Origin of the sequence: Jhaorihella thermophila (genome assembly GCF_900108275.1) — a bacterium.
GTDB classification, from domain to species: Bacteria; Pseudomonadota; Alphaproteobacteria; order Rhodobacterales; family Rhodobacteraceae; genus Jhaorihella; species Jhaorihella thermophila.
Genome location: NZ_FNVD01000002.1, coordinates 93,516 through 111,693, shown reverse-complemented (window position 1 = coordinate 111,693; position 18,178 = coordinate 93,516). Strand labels below are relative to the sequence as shown.

17 protein-coding genes and 1 pseudogene are annotated in these 18,178 nt (G+C 66.7%); 10 read left to right on the top strand and 8 right to left on the bottom strand.

Annotated elements, in window-relative coordinates; all coding sequences use genetic code 11:
• Positions 1 to 128: 128 nt before the first annotated feature.
• Positions 129 to 1,241 (bottom strand): S-(hydroxymethyl)glutathione dehydrogenase/class III alcohol dehydrogenase, encoded by a 1,113-nt coding sequence (locus C4S70_RS03825; protein ID WP_104006786.1) that lies wholly within the window; start codon positions 1,239 to 1,241, stop codon positions 129 to 131.
• A gap of 122 nt (positions 1,242 to 1,363) precedes the next feature.
• On the opposite strand from C4S70_RS03825, the gene C4S70_RS03820 reads away from it, so the two are divergent.
• From C4S70_RS03820 to C4S70_RS03810, 3 genes are all read left to right on the top strand, one after another.
• The gene (locus tag C4S70_RS03820) at positions 1,364 to 1,624 is read left to right on the top strand and encodes an I78 family peptidase inhibitor (RefSeq protein ID WP_104006785.1); all 261 of its coding nucleotides are present in this window, start codon (positions 1,364 to 1,366) and stop codon (positions 1,622 to 1,624) included.
• 102 nt (positions 1,625 to 1,726) lie between these two features.
• The gene (locus tag C4S70_RS03815; protein WP_104006784.1) at positions 1,727 to 3,379 is read left to right on the top strand and encodes a Y-family DNA polymerase; all 1,653 of its coding nucleotides are present in this window, start codon (positions 1,727 to 1,729) and stop codon (positions 3,377 to 3,379) included.
• Positions 3,380 to 3,474: 95 nt separating this feature from the next.
• Entirely contained in the window at positions 3,475 to 3,819 is a 345-nt protein-coding gene (locus C4S70_RS03810; protein ID WP_104006783.1) for a DUF2794 domain-containing protein, read from the top strand.
• Between the two features lie 192 nt (positions 3,820 to 4,011).
• On the opposite strand, the gene C4S70_RS03805 is transcribed toward C4S70_RS03810, so the two are convergent.
• From C4S70_RS03805 to C4S70_RS03795, 3 genes are all read right to left on the bottom strand, one after another.
• Positions 4,012 to 4,839 carry a C40 family peptidase gene (locus C4S70_RS03805; RefSeq protein WP_104006782.1) on the bottom strand — a complete coding sequence of 276 codons (828 nt, stop codon included), beginning with the start codon at positions 4,837 to 4,839 and terminating at the stop codon, positions 4,012 to 4,014.
• Positions 4,836 to 6,218 (bottom strand): leucyl aminopeptidase family protein, encoded by a 1,383-nt coding sequence (locus C4S70_RS03800; protein WP_104006781.1) that lies wholly within the window; start codon positions 6,216 to 6,218, stop codon positions 4,836 to 4,838. Before C4S70_RS03800 ends, C4S70_RS03805 begins: the two co-directional genes overlap by 4 nt.
• A gap of 67 nt (positions 6,219 to 6,285) precedes the next feature.
• Positions 6,286 to 6,675: a hypothetical protein gene (locus C4S70_RS03795; protein WP_104006972.1), complete on the bottom strand. Its 390-nt coding sequence runs from the start codon at positions 6,673 to 6,675 to the stop codon at positions 6,286 to 6,288.
• Positions 6,676 to 6,818: 143 nt separating this feature from the next.
• Here C4S70_RS03795 and C4S70_RS03790 point away from each other — a divergent pair.
• A pseudogene (locus C4S70_RS03790) lies at positions 6,819 to 7,472 on the top strand (carbonic anhydrase).
• Here the strand turns inward: C4S70_RS03790 and glpD are convergent.
• Entirely contained in the window at positions 7,457 to 9,058 is a 1,602-nt protein-coding gene (gene glpD / locus C4S70_RS03785; RefSeq protein WP_104006780.1) for a glycerol-3-phosphate dehydrogenase, read from the bottom strand. The pseudogene C4S70_RS03790 and the gene glpD overlap by 16 nt on opposite strands.
• Positions 9,048 to 9,824: a DeoR/GlpR family DNA-binding transcription regulator gene (locus C4S70_RS03780; protein WP_104006971.1), complete on the bottom strand. Its 777-nt coding sequence runs from the start codon at positions 9,822 to 9,824 to the stop codon at positions 9,048 to 9,050. Before C4S70_RS03780 ends, glpD begins: the two co-directional genes overlap by 11 nt.
• Positions 9,825 to 10,035: 211 nt before the next feature.
• Between C4S70_RS03780 and C4S70_RS03775 the strand changes: the two genes are divergently transcribed.
• From C4S70_RS03775 to C4S70_RS19380, 6 genes are all read left to right on the top strand, one after another.
• A complete protein-coding gene (locus C4S70_RS03775; protein WP_104006970.1) occupies positions 10,036 to 11,754 on the top strand; it encodes an ABC transporter substrate-binding protein in 1,719 nt (572 codons plus the stop codon).
• A gap of 100 nt (positions 11,755 to 11,854) precedes the next feature.
• Complete coding sequence (locus C4S70_RS03770; RefSeq protein ID WP_104006779.1) at positions 11,855 to 12,937, top strand: ABC transporter ATP-binding protein; 1,083 nt, start codon at positions 11,855 to 11,857, stop codon at positions 12,935 to 12,937.
• Positions 12,930 to 14,003 carry an ABC transporter ATP-binding protein gene (locus C4S70_RS03765; protein WP_104006969.1) on the top strand — a complete coding sequence of 358 codons (1,074 nt, stop codon included), beginning with the start codon at positions 12,930 to 12,932 and terminating at the stop codon, positions 14,001 to 14,003. Before C4S70_RS03770 ends, C4S70_RS03765 begins: the two co-directional genes overlap by 8 nt.
• A complete protein-coding gene (locus C4S70_RS03760) occupies positions 14,000 to 14,860 on the top strand; it encodes a carbohydrate ABC transporter permease (RefSeq protein ID WP_104006968.1) in 861 nt (286 codons plus the stop codon). The genes C4S70_RS03765 and C4S70_RS03760 overlap by 4 nt, the downstream gene beginning before the upstream one ends.
• Positions 14,857 to 15,654 carry a carbohydrate ABC transporter permease gene (locus C4S70_RS03755; RefSeq protein WP_104006778.1) on the top strand — a complete coding sequence of 266 codons (798 nt, stop codon included), beginning with the start codon at positions 14,857 to 14,859 and terminating at the stop codon, positions 15,652 to 15,654. Before C4S70_RS03760 ends, C4S70_RS03755 begins: the two co-directional genes overlap by 4 nt.
• A gap of 146 nt (positions 15,655 to 15,800) precedes the next feature.
• Positions 15,801 to 16,067 carry a DUF2160 domain-containing protein gene (locus C4S70_RS19380; RefSeq protein WP_327314855.1) on the top strand — a complete coding sequence of 89 codons (267 nt, stop codon included), beginning with the start codon at positions 15,801 to 15,803 and terminating at the stop codon, positions 16,065 to 16,067.
• Positions 16,068 to 16,071: 4 nt separating this feature from the next.
• On the opposite strand, the gene C4S70_RS03745 is transcribed toward C4S70_RS19380, so the two are convergent.
• Positions 16,072 to 16,773 (bottom strand): GntR family transcriptional regulator, encoded by a 702-nt coding sequence (locus C4S70_RS03745; RefSeq protein WP_104006776.1) that lies wholly within the window; start codon positions 16,771 to 16,773, stop codon positions 16,072 to 16,074.
• Positions 16,770 to 18,131 (bottom strand): formimidoylglutamate deiminase, encoded by a 1,362-nt coding sequence (locus C4S70_RS03740; RefSeq protein ID WP_104006775.1) that lies wholly within the window; start codon positions 18,129 to 18,131, stop codon positions 16,770 to 16,772. The genes C4S70_RS03745 and C4S70_RS03740 overlap by 4 nt, the downstream gene beginning before the upstream one ends.
• Positions 18,132 to 18,178: the final 47 nt, after the last annotated feature.

Sequence of the window (18,178 nt, the reverse complement as noted above, 5' to 3'; positions counted from 1 at the left end):
TGGTTCCAAATATATTGGGGGCATGGAGGAGCGCAAGTCTTTGTGGAGGCGCGAGGCGAAACGGGTGGACCGGGGGCTGTCTGCCCCCGGACCCCCGAGGGTATTTCGGACCAGAAAGAAGCGGGGCCTCAGTAGACGACCACCGAGCGGATGGATTTGCCTTCCTGCATGAGGTCGAAGCCCTTGTTGATCTCGTCCAGGGTGAGAGTGTGGGTGATCATCGGGTCGATCTCGATCTTGCCCTGCATGTACCAGTCCACGATCTTCGGCACGTCGGTGCGGCCGCGGGCGCCGCCGAAGGCCGTGCCGCGCCAGACCCGGCCGGTGACCAGCTGGAAGGGACGGGTGGAGATTTCGGCGCCGGCGGGCGCCACGCCGATGATGATCGATTCGCCCCAGCCCTTGTGCGCGCTTTCGAGTGCTGCGCGCATCACCTGCACGTTGCCGGTGGCGTCGAAGGTATAGTCGGCCCCGCCTTTGGTGAGGTTGACGAGATAGGGGACGAGATCGCCTTCGACCTCGTTCGGGTTGACGAAATCGGTCATGCCGAAGCGTTCGGCCATGGCGCGTTTTTCAGGGTTGATGTCCACGCCGACGATCTGGTCGGCACCGGCAAGCCGCAGTCCCTGGATCACGTTCAGCCCGATGCCGCCCAGCCCGAACACGATGGCGCGGGAGCCGATTTCCACCTTGGCGGTGTTGATGACCGCGCCGATGCCCGTTGTCACGCCGCAGCCGATATAGCAGACCTTGTCGAACGGCGCGTCGGGATGGATTTTCGCCACCGCGATTTCGGGCAGGACCGTGTGGTTGGAGAAAGTTGAGCAGCCCATGTAGTGCAGGATCGGGTCGCCATCGAGCGTGGAAAACCGGCTGGTGCCGTCGGGCATGACGCCGCGCCCTTGGGTTTCGCGGATCGATTGGCAAAGGTTGGTTTTCGGGTTCAGGCAGTATTCGCATTCCCGGCATTCCGGCGTGTAGAGCGGGATCACGTGGTCGCCGGGTTTGACCGAGGTGACGCCTTCGCCGACCTCAAGCACCACGCCGGCGCCTTCGTGGCCGAGTATGGCTGGAAACAGCCCTTCGGGATCGGCGCCCGAGAGGGTGAATTCATCCGTGTGGCAGATGCCGGTGGCCTTGATCTCGACCAGCACTTCGCCGGCGCGGGGGTCTTCGAGGTTCACGTCGATGACTTCCAGTGGTTTGCCTGCCTCGAAGGCGACGGCGGCTTTGGTGCGCATGGGGGACCTCCCGTTTCCTGTGCGGCTGCAATGCGTGGCCTGTGGTTTCCTGTTGACGATGTCTACGTCCGTGGGGTTCCGTCAACCCCACGGAAGCGACATGATCCGACGGGAGTGCGCCAATGAAGGGAATCGCGACGTTTTTCGGCGGGCTGGGCCTGCTGATTTCGGCGGCGTGGGCGAACGGAGATGACCTGACGAGCTGTGGCGCCGATGCTCTGACGGGGCTTGTCGGCCGCAAGGTCGAGGAGGTGCGCGACCGGTTGCCGCCCGAAGCGCGGGTGCTGGCGCCGAACAGTCCGATGACGCAGGATCACCGACCGGATCGGGTGAATGTCGCTCTGGATGACGACGGCGTGATCGTCCGGTTCTGGTGCGGGTGACTGCGCGGGTGACTGGGCGGGTGACTGGGCGGGTTTTGCGGGACTCGACTCGGCAGAGGGTTTGTGGATAGGAACATAAAGTGAACAAACCTGCCGCGCATCATGTCCCGCCGCCGAATCCTGTCTCTGTGGTTTCCCCGTCTTGGCGCCGAGCGGATCGCCCGCGCCGAAAGGGCGCTTGCCGGTCCGCTGGCGGTGGTGGGCGAGCAGGGAAACATGCAGGTGGTGACCTCGGCCAATGCCGCGGCGCAGGCGGCGGGGGTCCGGGTCGGCCAACCGGTGCGCGATGCCCACGCGGTCTGCGCGGCCCTTGTCACCCGCGCCCGCAACGCACCGGCCGAGGCCGCGTTTCTGACCGCGCTCGGGCGCTGGGCGGGGCGGTTTTCGCCCTGGGTGGCCGAAGAGCCGCCGGACGCGCTGGTGGTGGATCTGACCGGCTGTGCCCATCTTTTCGGGGGAGAGGAGGCGCTGTGCCGGGTGATCGAGGAGGATTGCGCCGGCATGGGCCTGACGGTGCGGCTGGGGATCGCCGACACGCTGGGCGCGGCCTGGGCGCTGGCGCGGTTCGCGGGGCAGGGCGCGGGGCCGGATCGCAGCGGGGACGACATCGACCAGGAGGCCCGCGCCACCCGGTCGCGGGCGGGCCGGCGGCGGCACTGGACCCGGGGCGGGACCGCGCCGCAGATGCCCCCGGCCCCGGTGGGCACGGCCCGGATCGCGCCGCCGGGGCAGTCGCACGGGGCACTGTCGCCACTACCGGTGGCGGCGCTGCGGCTGGACGAGGCGACGGTGGCGCAGCTGTTGCGTCTTGGCCTGCGGCGGGTCGGCGACTTGCTGGGGCAGCCTCGCGCCGCCCTGGCCCGGCGCTTCGGGCGGGGGCTGGTGCATCGGCTGGACCAGGCGCTGGGCAGTACGCCCGAGCCGATCTCGCCCGCCCGCCCGGCCGAACGTTTCGCCGTGCGCCTGACCCTGCCCGAACCGATCGGGCTCAAGGACGACATCCTCGCCGGAATCGACCGGATGCTGCCGCGGCTCTGCGCCCGGTTGCGTGACCGCGGGCAGGGGGCGCGGGCGATCCGGCTCGAGGCGCACCGCACCGACCGGGCGGCCGAGGTGGTGACGGTGGGGCTGGCCCGCCCTTCGTGGGACGCCGACCGCATCCGCCCGCTGCTCGAGATGAAGCTGGATGCGATCGATGCGGGCTTTGGCATCGACCTGCTGCGGCTCGAGGCGGCGCGGACCGAACCCGTCCATGACCGCCACGCGGTGGGGCATCTCGAGGCCAGCCGGGCGGTGGCCGAAAGGTTCTCCGGAGGCTCCGCGCTGGATGACCTGATCGGGCGGCTCGGCGCGCGGGTCGGGATGGAGGCGATCACGCGCCTGCATCCGGCCTCCAGCCATATCCCGGAAAAGACGGCGACCGTGCTGGCGGCGGCCTGGTCCGAACCGGCCCGCGACTGGCCCATGCCGGCCGCGCCCCGTCCGCTGATCCTGTGGCGGCCCGAACCGGTGACGGCGCCCGCGGTCCCCGACCCGCCCACTCGGTTCCGCTGGCGCGGGCAGAAGCACGAGGTCGCCCACACCGCCGGGCCGGAACGGATCGCCCCGGAATGGTGGCTGGACGACCCTGACTGGCGGTCGGGGGTGCGCGACTACTGGGTGGTGGTCACCGCGCGGCAAGAGCGGCTGTGGCTGTTCTACGCCCATGGGAATGCCATGTCGGCAGGGTGGTTCTGCCACGGGCAGTTCGCCTGATACCGGCACGGTTCTTGGTGCCACAGGGGCACAAGCCCGTGCGCGTGACCGGCGGGGGACTTGATTCGCGCGGAAAATGCCGCAACTCTGATCCCATGACCATCCAGCCCCCCAGCCCCATGGCAACTGGCCCGGCTCCGGTTCAGGTCTCGTTCGACCGCCGCGAACTCTCGGTCATCCTGTCGCTCTACGGGCGCATGGTGGCGGCCGGCGAATGGCGCGACTACGGGATTTCCTGCCTGCGCGACGTGGCCGTGTTCTCGATCTTCCGCCGCACCGCAGAACACCCGATCTACCGCGTGGAAAAGGCGCCGCGCCTGCGCAACCGGCAGGGGCAGTATTCGGTGGTCGGCATGGACGGGCGCATCCTCAAGCGCGGGCACGACCTGAAAACCGTGCTGCGCGTGCTGGAGCGCAAGCTGATCCGCCCGATCGAGTAGGGCAAGGCGCAAACCGGCGCCCGCCCGACCGAATCCGACCGGCTCCCAACCCCTTCATCTTGCCCAAAATACTCCGGGGAGCGCGAGGGGCAGCGCCCCTCGCACCGGTCGGATTGGCGCAGCCAATCCGAAACCGGAATACCGGCTTCGACAGCGGCTCACCCTGTCCGTCTAGCGCAACCGCCTGTCCGTCTAGCGCAACCGTTTGTGCGCCGTCACCGGCCCGTCGCCCTGCCCCGCGATGCGGTCGATAGCCTTCTGCAACGGTTCAACCGCCACGGCCATGTGATGCGCATTGGCATGAAGCAGCACATCGGCATCCGCGAAGAACGCCACATGCCCCTTCCAGAACAGAAGGTCGCCGCGCTGCGGCGGCATGTTCGGCGGCAGTAGCTCTCCCAACTCCGCCTCTTGCTGGTCGCTGTCGCCGGGGCAGGGGATGCCGCAGGCCAGCATCGCCGCCTGCACCAGCCCGGAACAGTCGATCCCCCACCAGCTGTTGCCACCCCAGAGATAGGGCGTGCCAAGAAACAGTCGCGCCACGGCGACCGGATCGGACATCGGGACGCCGATCTCGCGCAAATGCACCCACGGCACAAAGCCATCCGGCGTTTCGGCAAACCGGCCCCGCGTGCCGGTCACGGTCAATCGGCTGCCCAGGCTCAGCGCCATGAGGTCGGGCGATTTCATGTCGGGCTCCGCGTAGGCATGCGTTGCCGGAGTCGCGACCCAATGCGTTGCCGTCCGTGCCGGGGCCAGCATGTCCGTGCGCAGATAGCCGACATAGCCGTCCCGTTCGGCCTGCACGAAGGCCCAGCCGTCACGATCCTCGTAAACCGTGACCGTTTCGCCGAACAAGAGCTGCCGATCCCGCGCGCCGCCCGGCACACGCAACAGATCGATGACCGGTCGGGCGATGCGGCGCGGCGCGCCCGACACCCGGACCGCGCCCGGCGCGGCATCGGGCAGATGCGCGGCCACCACGCGGGAATTGGCCGGAGTGCGGCGCGGATCGCTCATTCCGGCAACAGCCGGGGCAAGGCCTGCAGGATCGCCCGGGCACCCTGGCCCGTGCCGCCCTTGGGGCGCGCCGGGGCCGGCTTGGGCTGCCAGGCGTAGATGTCGAAATGCACATAGCGCGAAGCCGTCACGAACCGGCGCAGGAACAGCGCCGCTGTGATCGACCCGGCAAAGCCGCCGGCCGGGGCGTTGTCCAGATCGGCATTGGCCGGTTCGATCATCTCCTCATAGGGGGCATGGAACGGCATCCGCCAGACCGGATCGGCCACAGTTTCCGCCGCCTCGGCCAAGGCCGTCGCCGCGGCATCGTCATCGGTATAGAACGGCGCAAGATCCGGCCCCACCGCCACCCGTGCCGCCCCCGTCAGGGTCGCCATCGACAGGATCAATTCCGGCGCCTCTTCATCCGCCAGCGCCAGCGCATCGGCCAGCACCAGCCGCCCTTCGGCATCAGTATTGTTGACCTCCACCGTCAGCCCCTTGCGCGAGGTCAGGATGTCGCCCGGCCGCATCGCGCTGCCCGACACGGCATTCTCCACCGCCGGGATCAGCACCCGCAGCCGCAGCTTCTGGCCCAGCCCCATGATCGCGCGGGCCAGCCCCAGAACCGTCGCCGCGCCGCCCATGTCCTTTTTCATCAGCGCCATGGCCGAGGCGGGTTTCAGATCCAGCCCGCCGGTGTCGAAACACACCCCCTTGCCGACCAGCGTCAGCCGCGGCCCGGTCTCGCCCCAGCGCATGTCGATCAGGCGCGGCGCGCGCGCGGCGGCGCGGCCCACCGCGTGGATCATCGGAAAGTTGGCCGACAGCAGCTCTTCGCCCTCGGTCACCTGGACCGAGCCGCCAAAGGCCGCGGCAAGATCCCGTGTGGCGGCTTCCAGCTCATCGGGCCCCATGTCCGCCGCCGGCGTGTCGATCAGGTCGCGGGTCAGCGCCTCGGCCGCGGCCAGCGTTTCGACCCGCGCCGCGTCCACGCCGCGCGGCACCACCAGCCGCGCCTTGACCGGCGTCCGCGCCTTGTAGCGGTCGAACCGATGGGTGGACATCAGCCAGCCGAAACACTCGTTCTCGAGCGCCTGCCCCGTCAGCCCCGAAACGATGTCATAGGCGCCTTCGCCCAGCCCCGCCACCGCGGCGGCCAGCACGAAGCGGTGCCGCGCCCGGTCCTGCGCGTCGCCCAGCCCCGCGAGCGCCATGACCGGCGCGCCCTCCGGCCCCGGCACCATGAGCGCCTGTCCCCGCGCGCCGGTGAACCCGTTGGCATGAACCCAGCGCCCGACCGCGGCGTCCTGGCCCTTCAGCCAGTCGTCCAGATCGTCCTTGCCAATGGCGTGAAGCGGAATCGTGCCGTCTTCGCGTCGGGCGAATGTCGGGGCCATGTCGCGTCTCCTGCAGTTGTCGCGCCGAAGACTATCCCGGTGGTCGCTGCCTGCAAGTCCCGTCTCGTCACCCCGACAGATCCTGCAGATCCCATATTGCGGTCAGCGACCGTTCCCCCACCCGGATCAGGCGAAAGAGCGTCGCGCCCACCGCGGCGCTGTCCCCGGCGCGCGCGGCCTGGACCACGTCGCCGGCGATTCGGGCGAGCTTGGTCATGCCGACCTGATCGGCGATCGCGATCAGCGACCGCGCGGTCCGGGCCATTTCGTGCCAGTCGCCGTTGCGCCACTGCTGCTCTGTCCGCGTCAGGCGTATCGCAAGCTCTTCGACCGCGCGGCAGATCACGTCGTCGGCGGCGGCCTCTCCCATCTGGCTGTAGAGCAGCTCCAGCCGGTCCGGATCCAGCCGGACGGTTTCCACCTGTCTGAGCGTCAACAGTTGTCCCACCACATTCACCCCGATTGTTTCGTGGCCCCCACGACCGGGGGCGATCATGCGCCGGGCGGGGTTTGCAAATGGTTTCCGCGTAGGGCAGAAATGCGTCGAATTTTCCGTCAACCCGGTGTATCCGGGCGCGTGGAATAGAGGGAAGTGGGGTCATGACGAAACATGCAAGCCCGTTGCCGGGCTATCTGGTCCAGCGCTATCACGGATGGAGAGCCACCGCCTAGAAGGAAAACCAGGCCTGGTACCGCCACCTGGCCAGCGAGGGCCAGCATCCCCGCGCAATGGTGATTTCCTGCTGCGACAGCCGCGTGCATGTGACCTCGCTGTTCGGCGCCGACCAGGGCGAGTTCTTCATCCATCGCAACATTGCCAATCTGGTGCCGCCCTACGAACCCGACGGCGGGCATCACGGCACGTCGGCGGTTCTGGAATATGCTGTTCTGGCGCTCAAGGTCGCGCATGTGATCGTGATGGGCCATTCGCAATGCGGCGGGGTGAAGGGCTGCATCGAGATCTGCAAGGGAAATCCGCCGGTGCCGGGGGCGCAGGACAATTTCGTCGGCCGCTGGATGGACATCCTGCGGCCGAAATACGACCTGGTCGCCGGGATCGAGGACGCCGCCGCGCAGGAACGCGCGTTCGAGAAACAGGCGGTCGTGGCCTCGCTTGAAAACCTGATGACCTTTCCCTTCGTTCAGGAGGCCGTCAGCGCGGGCGTGCTGACCCTGCACGGCCCGTGGCACGACATCGGCGAGGGCGGGCTGGAATATTACGACCCGGAAACCGGCGCCTATCGACCGGTCTGAGGCAACGCGTCCGGTTCCGGCCGGGTGCGCAGGTAGGCGTCGATCCGCGCCACCTGCGCGTCGGTCAACTTCAGCCCCAGCCGGGTGCGGCGCCACACGAAATCCTCGGCGCAGCGCACCCATTCGTGGGCAGCGCCCCAGTCGAGTTCGCGGGCGGTGATCGTTGCGCCGAAATCCTCGCCCAGGTCCTCGCGCCGATCCGCGCCCTGCAAGATGGTCCGGGCCTCGGTGCCGTAGGTGCGCACCAGCCGCCGCGCCCAGGCAAGATCCAGGAAGGGATACGCTTGCCGCAGTTCGGCGATCAGGGCATCGACGCCATCCACCGGGAAATCCCCGCCCGGCAGCGCCACGCGCGCCGTCCAGTTGCCGCCGGCCGCGGGAAAGAACGTATTCAGCTTTGCCATCGCCGCCTCGGCCAGGCGGCGGTAGGTGGTGATCTTGCCGCCAAAGACATTCAGCAGCGGCGCGCCGCCCGTGCTATCCAGCGACAGCACATAATCGCGCGTCGCCGCGGTCGCCGACTTGGCCCCGTCGTCATAGAGCGGCCGAACCCCGGAATAGGTCCAGACGATGTCGTCCTCGGTCACCGGGTTGGCGAAATATTCCGACGCGCGCTCAGCCAGGTAGCGCTTTTCCTTGTCGGTGCAGACGGGCGGTTCGTCGGCGTCGGGGTGATCCTCGTCGGTGGTGCCGATCAGGGTGAAATCGTCCTCATAGGGTATGGAAAAGATGATCCGCCCGTCTGTGCCCTGAAAGAAATAGCACTTGTCGTGGTCGTAAAGCCTGCGCGTGACGATATGGCTGCCGCGCACCAGCCGCACGCCCTCGCGCGAGGGCACATGAATCGTATCGCGGATGATCTCGGCCACCCAGGGGCCGCCGGCATTGACCAGCGCGCGGGCGCGCAGGGTTTCTGACTGTCCCGATGCCTCGTCCAGCAAATCAACCAGCCACAGATCGCCCTCGCGCCGGGCCGAGGTGACGCGGGTGCGCGGCATGATCCGCGCGCCGCGGGCGGCTGCATCACGGGCGTTCAGCACCACCAGCCGCGAATCCTGCACCCAGCAGTCGGAATATTCATAGGCTTTGCGGAATTTCGGCTTGAGCGGGCGCCCGGCGGGGTCGTTGCGCAGATCCACCGAGGTCGTGCCCGGCAGGATCCTTCGCCCGCCCAGGTGATCATAGAGAAACAGTCCCAGCCGGATCAGCCAGGCCGGTCGCCGCCCCTTGAGCCACGGCATGAAGATCGACAGCAACCGCGAGGTCGGCGTGTCGCTGTCGAATCGCATGTCCGGGTGATAGGGCAGCACGAACCGCATCGGCCAGCTGATATGCGGCATCGCCGTCAGCAGAACCTCGCGCTCTTCCAGCGCTTCGCGGACCAGCCGGAACTCGAAATACTCCAGATAGCGCAGGCCGCCGTGGAACAGCTTGGTCGAGGACGATGACGTGGCCCAGCCCAGATCGCCCATCTCGGCCAGGGCCACCGACAGGCCGCGCCCAGCCGCGTCGCGGGCGATGCCGCAGCCGTTGATGCCGCCGCCGATGACGAACAGGTCGTAAACCTCGTGCCCGCTATCGTTCATCGTCCCCGTCCGCGATGACGATTTCGGTTCCCGCCTCGGCGGCGGCCCGGGCAAAGGCGGCCGGCGGGGGGGCGTCGGTGACGAAATAGTCCAGTTCGGCCAGATTGCAGATCCGCACCGGCGCGGTGCGGTCGAACTTGGAGTGGTCGCAGACCAGGACCGTCGTGCGCGCATTGCGCAAGATGGCGCGGGCCACCGACACCTCGCGCGGGTCGTGATCCAGCACGGCGCCGTCTTCGTCCAGCGCCGAGGCGCCGATCACCGCATAGTCCACCTTGTAGCGCGAGATGAACTCGACCGCGTCCTCGCCGACGATGGCGCCGTCGCTTTGCCGGACCGCGCCGCCGACCAGGACCAGCTCCTTCGACGGCGCCCCCAGCATCATGTTGATGATATTGATGTTGTTGGACAGCACCATCAGGTTTTCATGCCCCACAAGGGCGCGGGCGACCTGTTCGGTCGTGGTGCCGATATTCAGGGTGACCGAGCAGTCGTTGGGGATCAGCGATGCCGCCATCCGCCCGATCCGTTCCTTGGCGCCGGCATTCAGCTTGCGCCGTTCGTTGTAGTCGCGGTTCGACGCGGAGGTGACGCGCCGCGCGCCGCCATGCGTGCGAGCCACCAGCCCCGCCTGCGCCAGATCGCGCAGGTCGCTGCGAATCGTCTGTGTGCTCACGCCGAAGCGACGCGAGAGATCCTCGACGTTCACGCGGTCCTTTTCGCGCAGGAGATTCAGGATCTCCTCTTTCCTGTTGGTCACGCTCACGGTTGGTGTCTCCTCCACGGGGCGACATCTCGTTGCAATTTGTAGGCGGCGCGGCAAGGTTGAACAACGATTTTTTTCGTTTGACTTTCACTTTGTTTCCTACAACCATCTCGCCGCAGATTGACGCAAGCAATCTGAAACCAATTGGGAGGGCAACATGCGAAGAAGGGAATTCCTGACCGGAACCGCGGCGACCGCGCTGTCAACCGCGATGGTGGCAGGGGGCGGTAGCTTCTGGGCCACGCGCGCGGCGGCGCAGGGCATGGACGCGGCGCAGAAGTGGATCGAGACCGAATTCACCCGGTCCGCGCTCAGCAAGGACGAACAGCTGGCCGAGATGGAGTGGTTCATCAAGGCCGCCGAGCCGTTCAAGGGCATGGAAATCAACGTGCTGTCGGAAACCATCCCGACGCACAGCTACGAATCCGAAGTCCTGACCAAGGCGTTCGAGGAAATCACCGGCATCAAGGTCAACCACCAGCTTCTGGGCGAGGGCGAAGTCGTGCAGGCGGTGCAGACCCAGATGCAGACCAAGCGCAACCTGTATGACGGCTACATCAACGACTCCGACCTGATCGGCACGCACAGCCGGATGCAGCTGGCCTATACGCTGTCGGACATGATGGCGGGCGAATGGGCCGACGTGACCAACCCGGGCCTGGATCTGGACGACTTCATCGGCAAGTCGTTCACCACCGGCCCCGACGGCAAGCTCTATCAGCTGCCCGACCAGCAGTTCGCGAACCTCTACTGGTTCCGCAAGGACTGGTTCGACCGCGAAGATCTGAAGAAGAAGTTCAAGGAGCTCTACGGCTACGACCTGGGCGTGCCGGTCAACTGGTCGGCCTACGAGGACATCGCCGAGTTCTTTACCGAGCATGTGAAGGAAATCGACGGCGTGCGGGTCTATGGTCACATGGACTATGGCAAGCGCGCGCCCGACCTCGGCTGGCGGATGACCGACGCCTGGCTGTCGATGGCCGGCGCGGGCTCCAAGGGGCTGCCGAACGGCGTTCCGATCGACGAATGGGGCATCCGCATGGAGGCGGGTTCGTGCAACCCGGCCGGTGCCTCGGTCACGCGCGGCGGCGCGGCGAACGGCCCGGCGGCGGTCTATGCGATCCGCAAATGGGATGAATGGCTGCGCAAATACGCCCCGCCGGGGGCCGCGTCCTACGACTTCTACCAGTCGCTGCCGGCGCTCAGCCAGGGCAATGTGGCTCAGCAGATCTTCTGGTACACCGCCTTCACCGCCGACATGGTCAAGCCGCGGTCGGAAGGCAACAACACCGTGGACGAGAACGGCATGCCGCTGTGGCGGATGGCACCCAGCCCGCACGGCCCTTATTGGGAAGAGGGGCAGAAGCTGGGCTATCAGGACTGCGGATCGTGGACCTTCTTCAAGTCCACGCCGATGGACCGGGCCAAGGCAGCCTGGCTCTATGCCCAGTTCGTCACCTCCAAGACCGTGGACGTGACCAAGAGCCATGTCGGCCTGACCTTCATTCGCGACTCCACCATCCGGCACGACAGCTTCACCGAGCGCGCCCCGAAACTGGGCGGCCTGGTGGAATTCTATCGCTCGCCCGACCGGGTGCTGTGGACGCCGACCGGCATCAACGTGCCGGATTACCCCAAGCTCGCGCAGATCTGGTGGCAGCAGATCGGCGACGTGAACTCGGGCGCGTTCACCCCGCAAGAGGCGATGGACCGTCTCGCCTCCGAGATGGATCAGGTCATGGCGCGTATGGAGCAGGCCGACAAGGCGGCCGGCGTCTATGGCGGCTGCGGCCCGCGGCTCAACCCCGAAAAGCCGGCCGAGGAATGGCTGGGCAAGGGCGGCGCCAAGGCCAAGCTGGCGAACGAAAAGCCGCAGGGCGAAACCATCGACTATGACGAACTGATCAAGCGTTGGGCCAGCGCGAACTGATCGCGCGAACCTGACGGCCAAGATCGCGGCCGGGGCCTTTCGGGGCCCCGGCCTGTCGGCTGACCTGCCCGCCAAGGCGCGGGCACGGGGATGGAAGGACATGACGCTCGAACTGAGAAACGTCACCAAGCGTGTCGGTGCGGACACGCATATCCACGAGACGTCGCTGCGGCTCGAACCGGGGGAGTTCAATATCCTCCTCGGCGCGACCAACGCGGGCAAGAGCACGCTGATCAAGCTGATGGCCGGGCTGGAAAAGCCGACCAGCGGCGAGATCCGGGTGGATGGCGAGAACGTCACCGGCCTGTCGCCGCAAAAGCGCAACATCAGCCTGGTGCACCAGTTCTTCATCAATTACCCGCACATGACGGTGTTCGACAACATCGCCTCGCCGCTGAGGGTGGCCGGCATACCGAAATCCGAGATCGCCGGCCGGGTCGAACAAGCCGCCGATATCCTGCAATTGCGTCCGATGCTGCACCGTCGCCCCGACGAACTGTCCGGAGGGCAACAGCAGCGCTGCGCCCTGGCCCGCGCCATCGTCAAGGAAAGCAAGGCGATCTTTCTGGACGAACCGCTGGCGAACCTCGACTACAAGTTGCGCGAGGAGTTGCGCGAACAGCTGCCCGACCTGTTGGCCGGGCGCGGCACGGTGATCGTCTATGCCACCTCCGAGCCGACCGAGGCGCTGCTGCTGGGCGGGCGCACGGCGCTGGTGCATGAAGGGCGGATCGTGCAGTTCGGCCCGACCACCGAAATCTACCACAATCCGGCGAACCAGCTTTCGGCCACCGTGTTCTCGGACCCGCCGGTAAACCTTGCCCCGGTGGTGAAGCGCGGCAACCGGATCGAGCTGGCGGGGGGCCACGGCTGGACCGTCGAGGGCGCCGTCGCCGCGATCCCCGACGGCGCCTATACCGTCGGAGTGCGCCCCCATTTCGTGAGCCCGGTTCCGGTGCACGAACGCACCGTGCCGATCCGCGGCGTCGTGCGCATCACCGAACTGAGCGGATCCGAAAGCGTGGCGCATTTCGAGATGGGCGGCCATGTCTGGGTGTCGCTGTCCCCCGGTGTCCACGCTTACAAGGTGGGCGAAGAGCACGAATTCTACATGGCGCCCGAACATTGCTTCTATTTCGGGGAAAACGGCGATCTGGTGATCAAGGGGGATGCCGATGGCTAAGATCACGCTGGACAAGTTGCGCCACAGCTATCTGCCCAACCCCGCGGGGCCGGACGATTTCGCGCTGAAGCAGATCGACCTGGACTGGACCGATGGCGGGGCCTACGCGCTGCTCGGGCCATCCGGCTGCGGCAAGACCACGCTGCTGAACATCATCTCGGGGCTTCTGACCCCCAGCCACGGGCGCGTGCTGTTCGACGGGCAGGACGTGACGCATCTGCCGCCCGACAGACGCAACATCGCGCAGGTGTTCCAGTTCCCGGTGATCTACGACACGATGACGGTCTACGACAACCTGGCCTTTCCGCTGCGCAACCGCGGCGTGGACGAAGCGCGGGTCGATGCCCGCGTGCGCGAGATCGCCGCGATGCTGGAGCTTGAGGACCGGCTGGCGATGCGCGCGTCGAACCTGTCGCCGGACAACAAGCAGAAGATCTCGATGGGGCGCGGGTTGGTGCGCGAAGACGTGAACGTGATCATGTTCGACGAGCCGCTCACCGTGATCGACCCCGAGCTGAAATGGCGGCTGCGGTCCAAGCTTAAGGAACTGCACCAGCGCATCGCGGTGACCATGATCTACGTCACCCACGACCAGACCGAGGCGCTGACCTTTGCCGATCAGGTGGTGGTGATGCAGCTGGGCGAGGTGGTGCAGATCGGCACCCCGGTCGAACTGTTCGAGCGGCCCCAGCACACCTTTGTCGGCCATTTCATCGGCTCGCCGGGGATGAACATCCTGCCGGTCGAGGTCGACGGCGGCGTGGCCCGGTTTGCCGGTCATGCGGTGCAACTGGAAGGCCCGATCGTCCGACAGGGCGACCGGACCGAGATCGGCGTGCGTCCCGAATATGTCCGTCTTGCCGACAGCGGCATCCCCGCCACGGTGCGCAAGGCCGCCGATATCGGCCGCTACACCGTGGTCGAGACGATGGTCGGCGACCACGTTGTCAACGCGATCACCGACCGCCTCCCGCCCGCGCCCGGCGCGCGGGTGTTCCTGCATTTCGAACCCTCGCAGACCCGGCTTTACGCCGATGGCTGGATCGCCACGGAGGTATGGAAATGAAGACCGAGAACCAGCGCGGCTGGCTGTTCGTCCTGCCGGTCCTGATCCTTGTGGCGTTCAATGCGCTCGTGCCGCTGATGACGGTGGTCAACTATTCGGTGCAGGAAACCTTTGGCGACAACCTGTTCTTCTGGCACGGGGTGGGCTGGTTCGAGGACGTGCTGCGATCCGACCGCTTCCACGCCGCGCTGGGGCGGCAGGCGCTGTTCACCTTCACGATCCTGCTGATCGAGGTGCCGCTGGGCGTCGCCATCGCGCTGGCCATGCCGCGCAAGGGGTTCTGGGTATCGGTCTGTCTGGTGCTGATGGCGCTGCCGCTGCTGATCCCGTGGAACGTGGTGGGGGCGATGTGGAACATCTTCACCCTGCCCGACATTGGGCTGTTGGGCTATTTCATGAATCATGTGCTTGGCATCGACTACAACATGACGCAAAGCCCGTTGGCGGCCTGGGTCACAATCATCGTCATGGATGTCTGGCACTGGACCTCGCTGGTGGTTCTGCTGGCCTATGCCGGGCTGATCTCGATCCCCGAAGCCTATTACCAGGCGGCCAAGATCGACGGGGCGTCGAACTGGGCGGTGTTCCGCTACATCCAGTTGCCCAAGATGAAGCGGGTGCTGACCATCGCCGTGTTGCTGCGGTTCATGGACAGCTTCAACATCTATACCGAACCCTTCGTGCTGACCGGGGGCGGCCCCGGAAACTCGACCACGCTTCTGTCGATCGACCTGGTAAAGGTGGCGCTGGGGCAGTTCGACCTCGGCATCGCCGCGGCGATGAGCCTGATCTACTTTGCCTTCACGCTGCTGGTGAGCTGGCTGTTCTACACCATCATGACGAGGAACGAGCAATGAGACCCCGCGCGCTGATCCCGATCCTCTACATCCTGTTCCTGCTGCTGCCGATCTACTGGCTGGTGGCGATGAGCTTCAAGACCACCAACGAGATCCTGGGCGGCTTCTCGCTGTTCCCGCAGGAATGGACCTTTGCCAGCTACCGCACGATCTTTACCGACCCGACCTGGTATTGGGGCTATATCAACTCGATCATCTACGTGTCGCTGAACACGGTGATCTCGCTGCTGGCGGCGCTGCCCGCGGCCTATGCGTTCTCGCGGTTCCGGTTTCTGGGGGACAAGCATCTGTTCTTCTGGCTGCTGACCAACCGGATGGCGCCGGCGGCGGTGTTCGCGCTGCCGTTCTTCCAGCTCTATTCGGCGGTGGGGCTGTTCGATACCCACCTTGCGGTGGCGCTGGCGCATTGCCTGTTCAACATACCCCTTGCCGTGTGGATTCTCGAAGGCTTCATGTCCGGGGTGCCCAAGGAACTGGACGAAACCGCCTATGTGGACGGCTATTCCTTCCCGCGCTTCTTCATCCGGATCTTCGTGCCGACGATCAAGGCGGGGATCGGGGTGGCCGCGTTCTTTTGCTTCATGTTCTCGTGGGTGGAACTCCTTCTGGCCAAGACGCTGACTGCCGTCGAGGCCAAGCCCATCGCCGCGGTGATGACCCGCACCGCCTCAAGCGCCGGCTATGAACTGGGCCTGCTGGCGGCCGCGGGCGTTCTGACCATCATCCCCGGCGCAATCGTGATCTGGTTCGTCCGAAACTACATCGCCAAGGGCTTTGCCCTGGGGAGGGTGTGATGAAGCGCGCGATCTACGTCCTTCTGACGCTCGGGGTGATACCGACCGCGCTTGCGGCGGCAGGCTGGGGCGACCTGGGCAAGCAGCAGGAAGAGGCGTTCACCTGGGCCAAATGGTGGACCGAGCCGGTCTGGCCCGGCTTCTGGATGGCTTGGACGCGGGCGACGTTGGCCTTCTTCATCTTCATCTTCGCCAGCATCGCGCTGATGGCGATTCTCGAGATCCGCAACCCCGGCGGCAACGAACGCGTCGGCGTGCTGGGCCTGACCACCACCCGTGGTGATCGGCTGTTCATCTCGCTCTTGGGGTCGGCTTATATCTTTCTGGCCTGGCTGGGCCTTGTGGGCACGCCGCTCTGGGCGCCGCTGGGGATCGCGTTCCTCTGGACCGCGTTCTGCTTCTGGAAGGTCTGAGGCCTCAGATCTCGGTGTGCAGGCGATAGCCCGGCGCGAAGAGCAGCCGCACCGTCGTCAGTATCCGCGTGCCGTGCCAGGTGGTGCGTTCGGTCAGGAACAGCGCGGCGCCGGGGGCGCAGTCCAGCGCCGCCGCGTCCTCGCGGGTCGCGGTGGTGGCCGAAAACGCAATGTCGCCGCCTTCGAAGGGCACGTTCAGCACCAGCCATTCGTTGGGGCTGATCGTCGAGAAATCGGCGTCGCGCACACCCGGCACCGCGTCCGCGTCGATCCAGCGATCCTCGAGCGCATGGGGCCGCCCGCCGGCCATGTGCAGTCCCACCACATGCATCAGCGGCGTGTCGGGGGCGGTCTTCATCCGGGCCCGGATCGCGGGCGGCGGCAGTTCGTCGCTCTTCGACGTCAGGCTGAAATGATAGGGCAGTCCGCGGCTTTCGACCTCGACCCGGATTACAGGGATGTCGAGACGGGCCTTGCGCACCGGGTGCAACGCGACGCGGCTGCCAGCGCGGCGGCGGCGTTCGATCAGCCCGTCTTCGGCGACCGCTCGCAGGGCGCGGTTCACCGTGGCCCGCGCGCAGCCCAGTTCGCGGGCCAGATCCGCCTCGTGGGGGATCCGATCGCCGGGTTTCCATTCACGTTCGCGGATGCGCCGCAGGACTTCGTCCCGCACGGCCTGCCACGACGTCGCACCGTCGGTGTTCATGATGCCTCGACCAGTTCCGCCATTGCCCGCGCATAGCGGATCACGATTTCGTCGCGCCGGATATGGCGGCCGTTCTTTACCATATGCCGTCCCGCCGACCAGACGTCGCGCACCATGGCATTGCCGCCTGCAAAGATGAAGCTGTCAAGCAGCCGGTCGCCGGATCGGCCGGCCAGATCCACATGAGCCGCGTCCAACGCCACCAGATCGGCCCAGAGCCCCGGCGCGATCGCCCCGTTGTCGCGCCCCGCCGCGTGCGCCCCGCCGGCAAGCGCGGCATCATAGAGCCGCCGCCCGGTCGAGCCGCCGGGCTCCGCCAGAACCGCGCGCGCCCGGTCCCGCAGCCGCTGGGAATACTCCAGAAGCCGCAGTTCTTCGGCAAGCGCAATGCGCAGGTTGCTGTCCGATCCCACGGCGATTGCGCCGCCAGAACCGAACCAACGGACGCCATCGAAAATGCCGTCGCCCAGATTGGCCTCGGTGATCGGGCACAGCCCGGCCACGGCGCCGGTGCGGGCCAGCCTCTCGGTTTCATGTGGCTTCATATGGGTGCAGTGAATGAAGCAGCACTGTTCGTCCGGCTGCATGTGGTCCAGCACCCATTCCACGGGTCGGGCGCCGTGGGTGGCCTGGACTTCCTCCACCTCGGCCACCTGTTCGGCAAGGTGCATGTGAAACGGCCCGTCCCCGGCCAGCGCGCGCAAGCGCGGCAGATCCTCGGCCGCTACAGCGCGCAGCGAATGCGGCGCCGCGCCCAGCCGGGCATCCGGGGGAAGGGCGGCAATCGCCGCGCCGCTGGCCTCAAGCAGCCGGGTAAAGCGGTCAAGGTCGTTGCCGAACCGCAGCTGCCCGGGGCCGACCGGCCGCCGGTCGCAGCCGCTGAACTGGTAGTGAACCGGCAACAAGGTCAGGCCGATTCCCGTCTGATCCGCCGCCGCCGCGATCCGTTCGGCCATTTCGGCGAGGTTGGCATAGGGGCGGCCGTCCGGAGCATGATGGAGATAGTGAAACTCCACGCAGCAGGCATATCCCGCTTCCAGCATCTCCATCTGCACCAGCGCGGTGATGGCTTCCGCCCGGTCGGGGTCGATCCGGTCGAGGAACCGATACATCAGCTCGCGCCAGGTCCAGAACGTGTCGCGCGGGTCGGGTCCGCGTGATTCAGTCAGCCCGGCCATGGCGCGCTGAAAGGCGTGGCTGTGCGCGTTCGCCGGCGCCGGCAACAGGATGCCGCAGCGCCGGCCGGACGGGGGGGCGTCCAGCGTCGTGGAAACGATCCGCCCGCCGTCGATGTCCACCCGCACGTTTTCCGCCCACCCTTCCGGCAACAGCGCCGTCCTGGCCCAGATCACGGTCATTCGGATTCACCTTGACTCGAAAATATGTCTGCACTTATTGCGAAAAC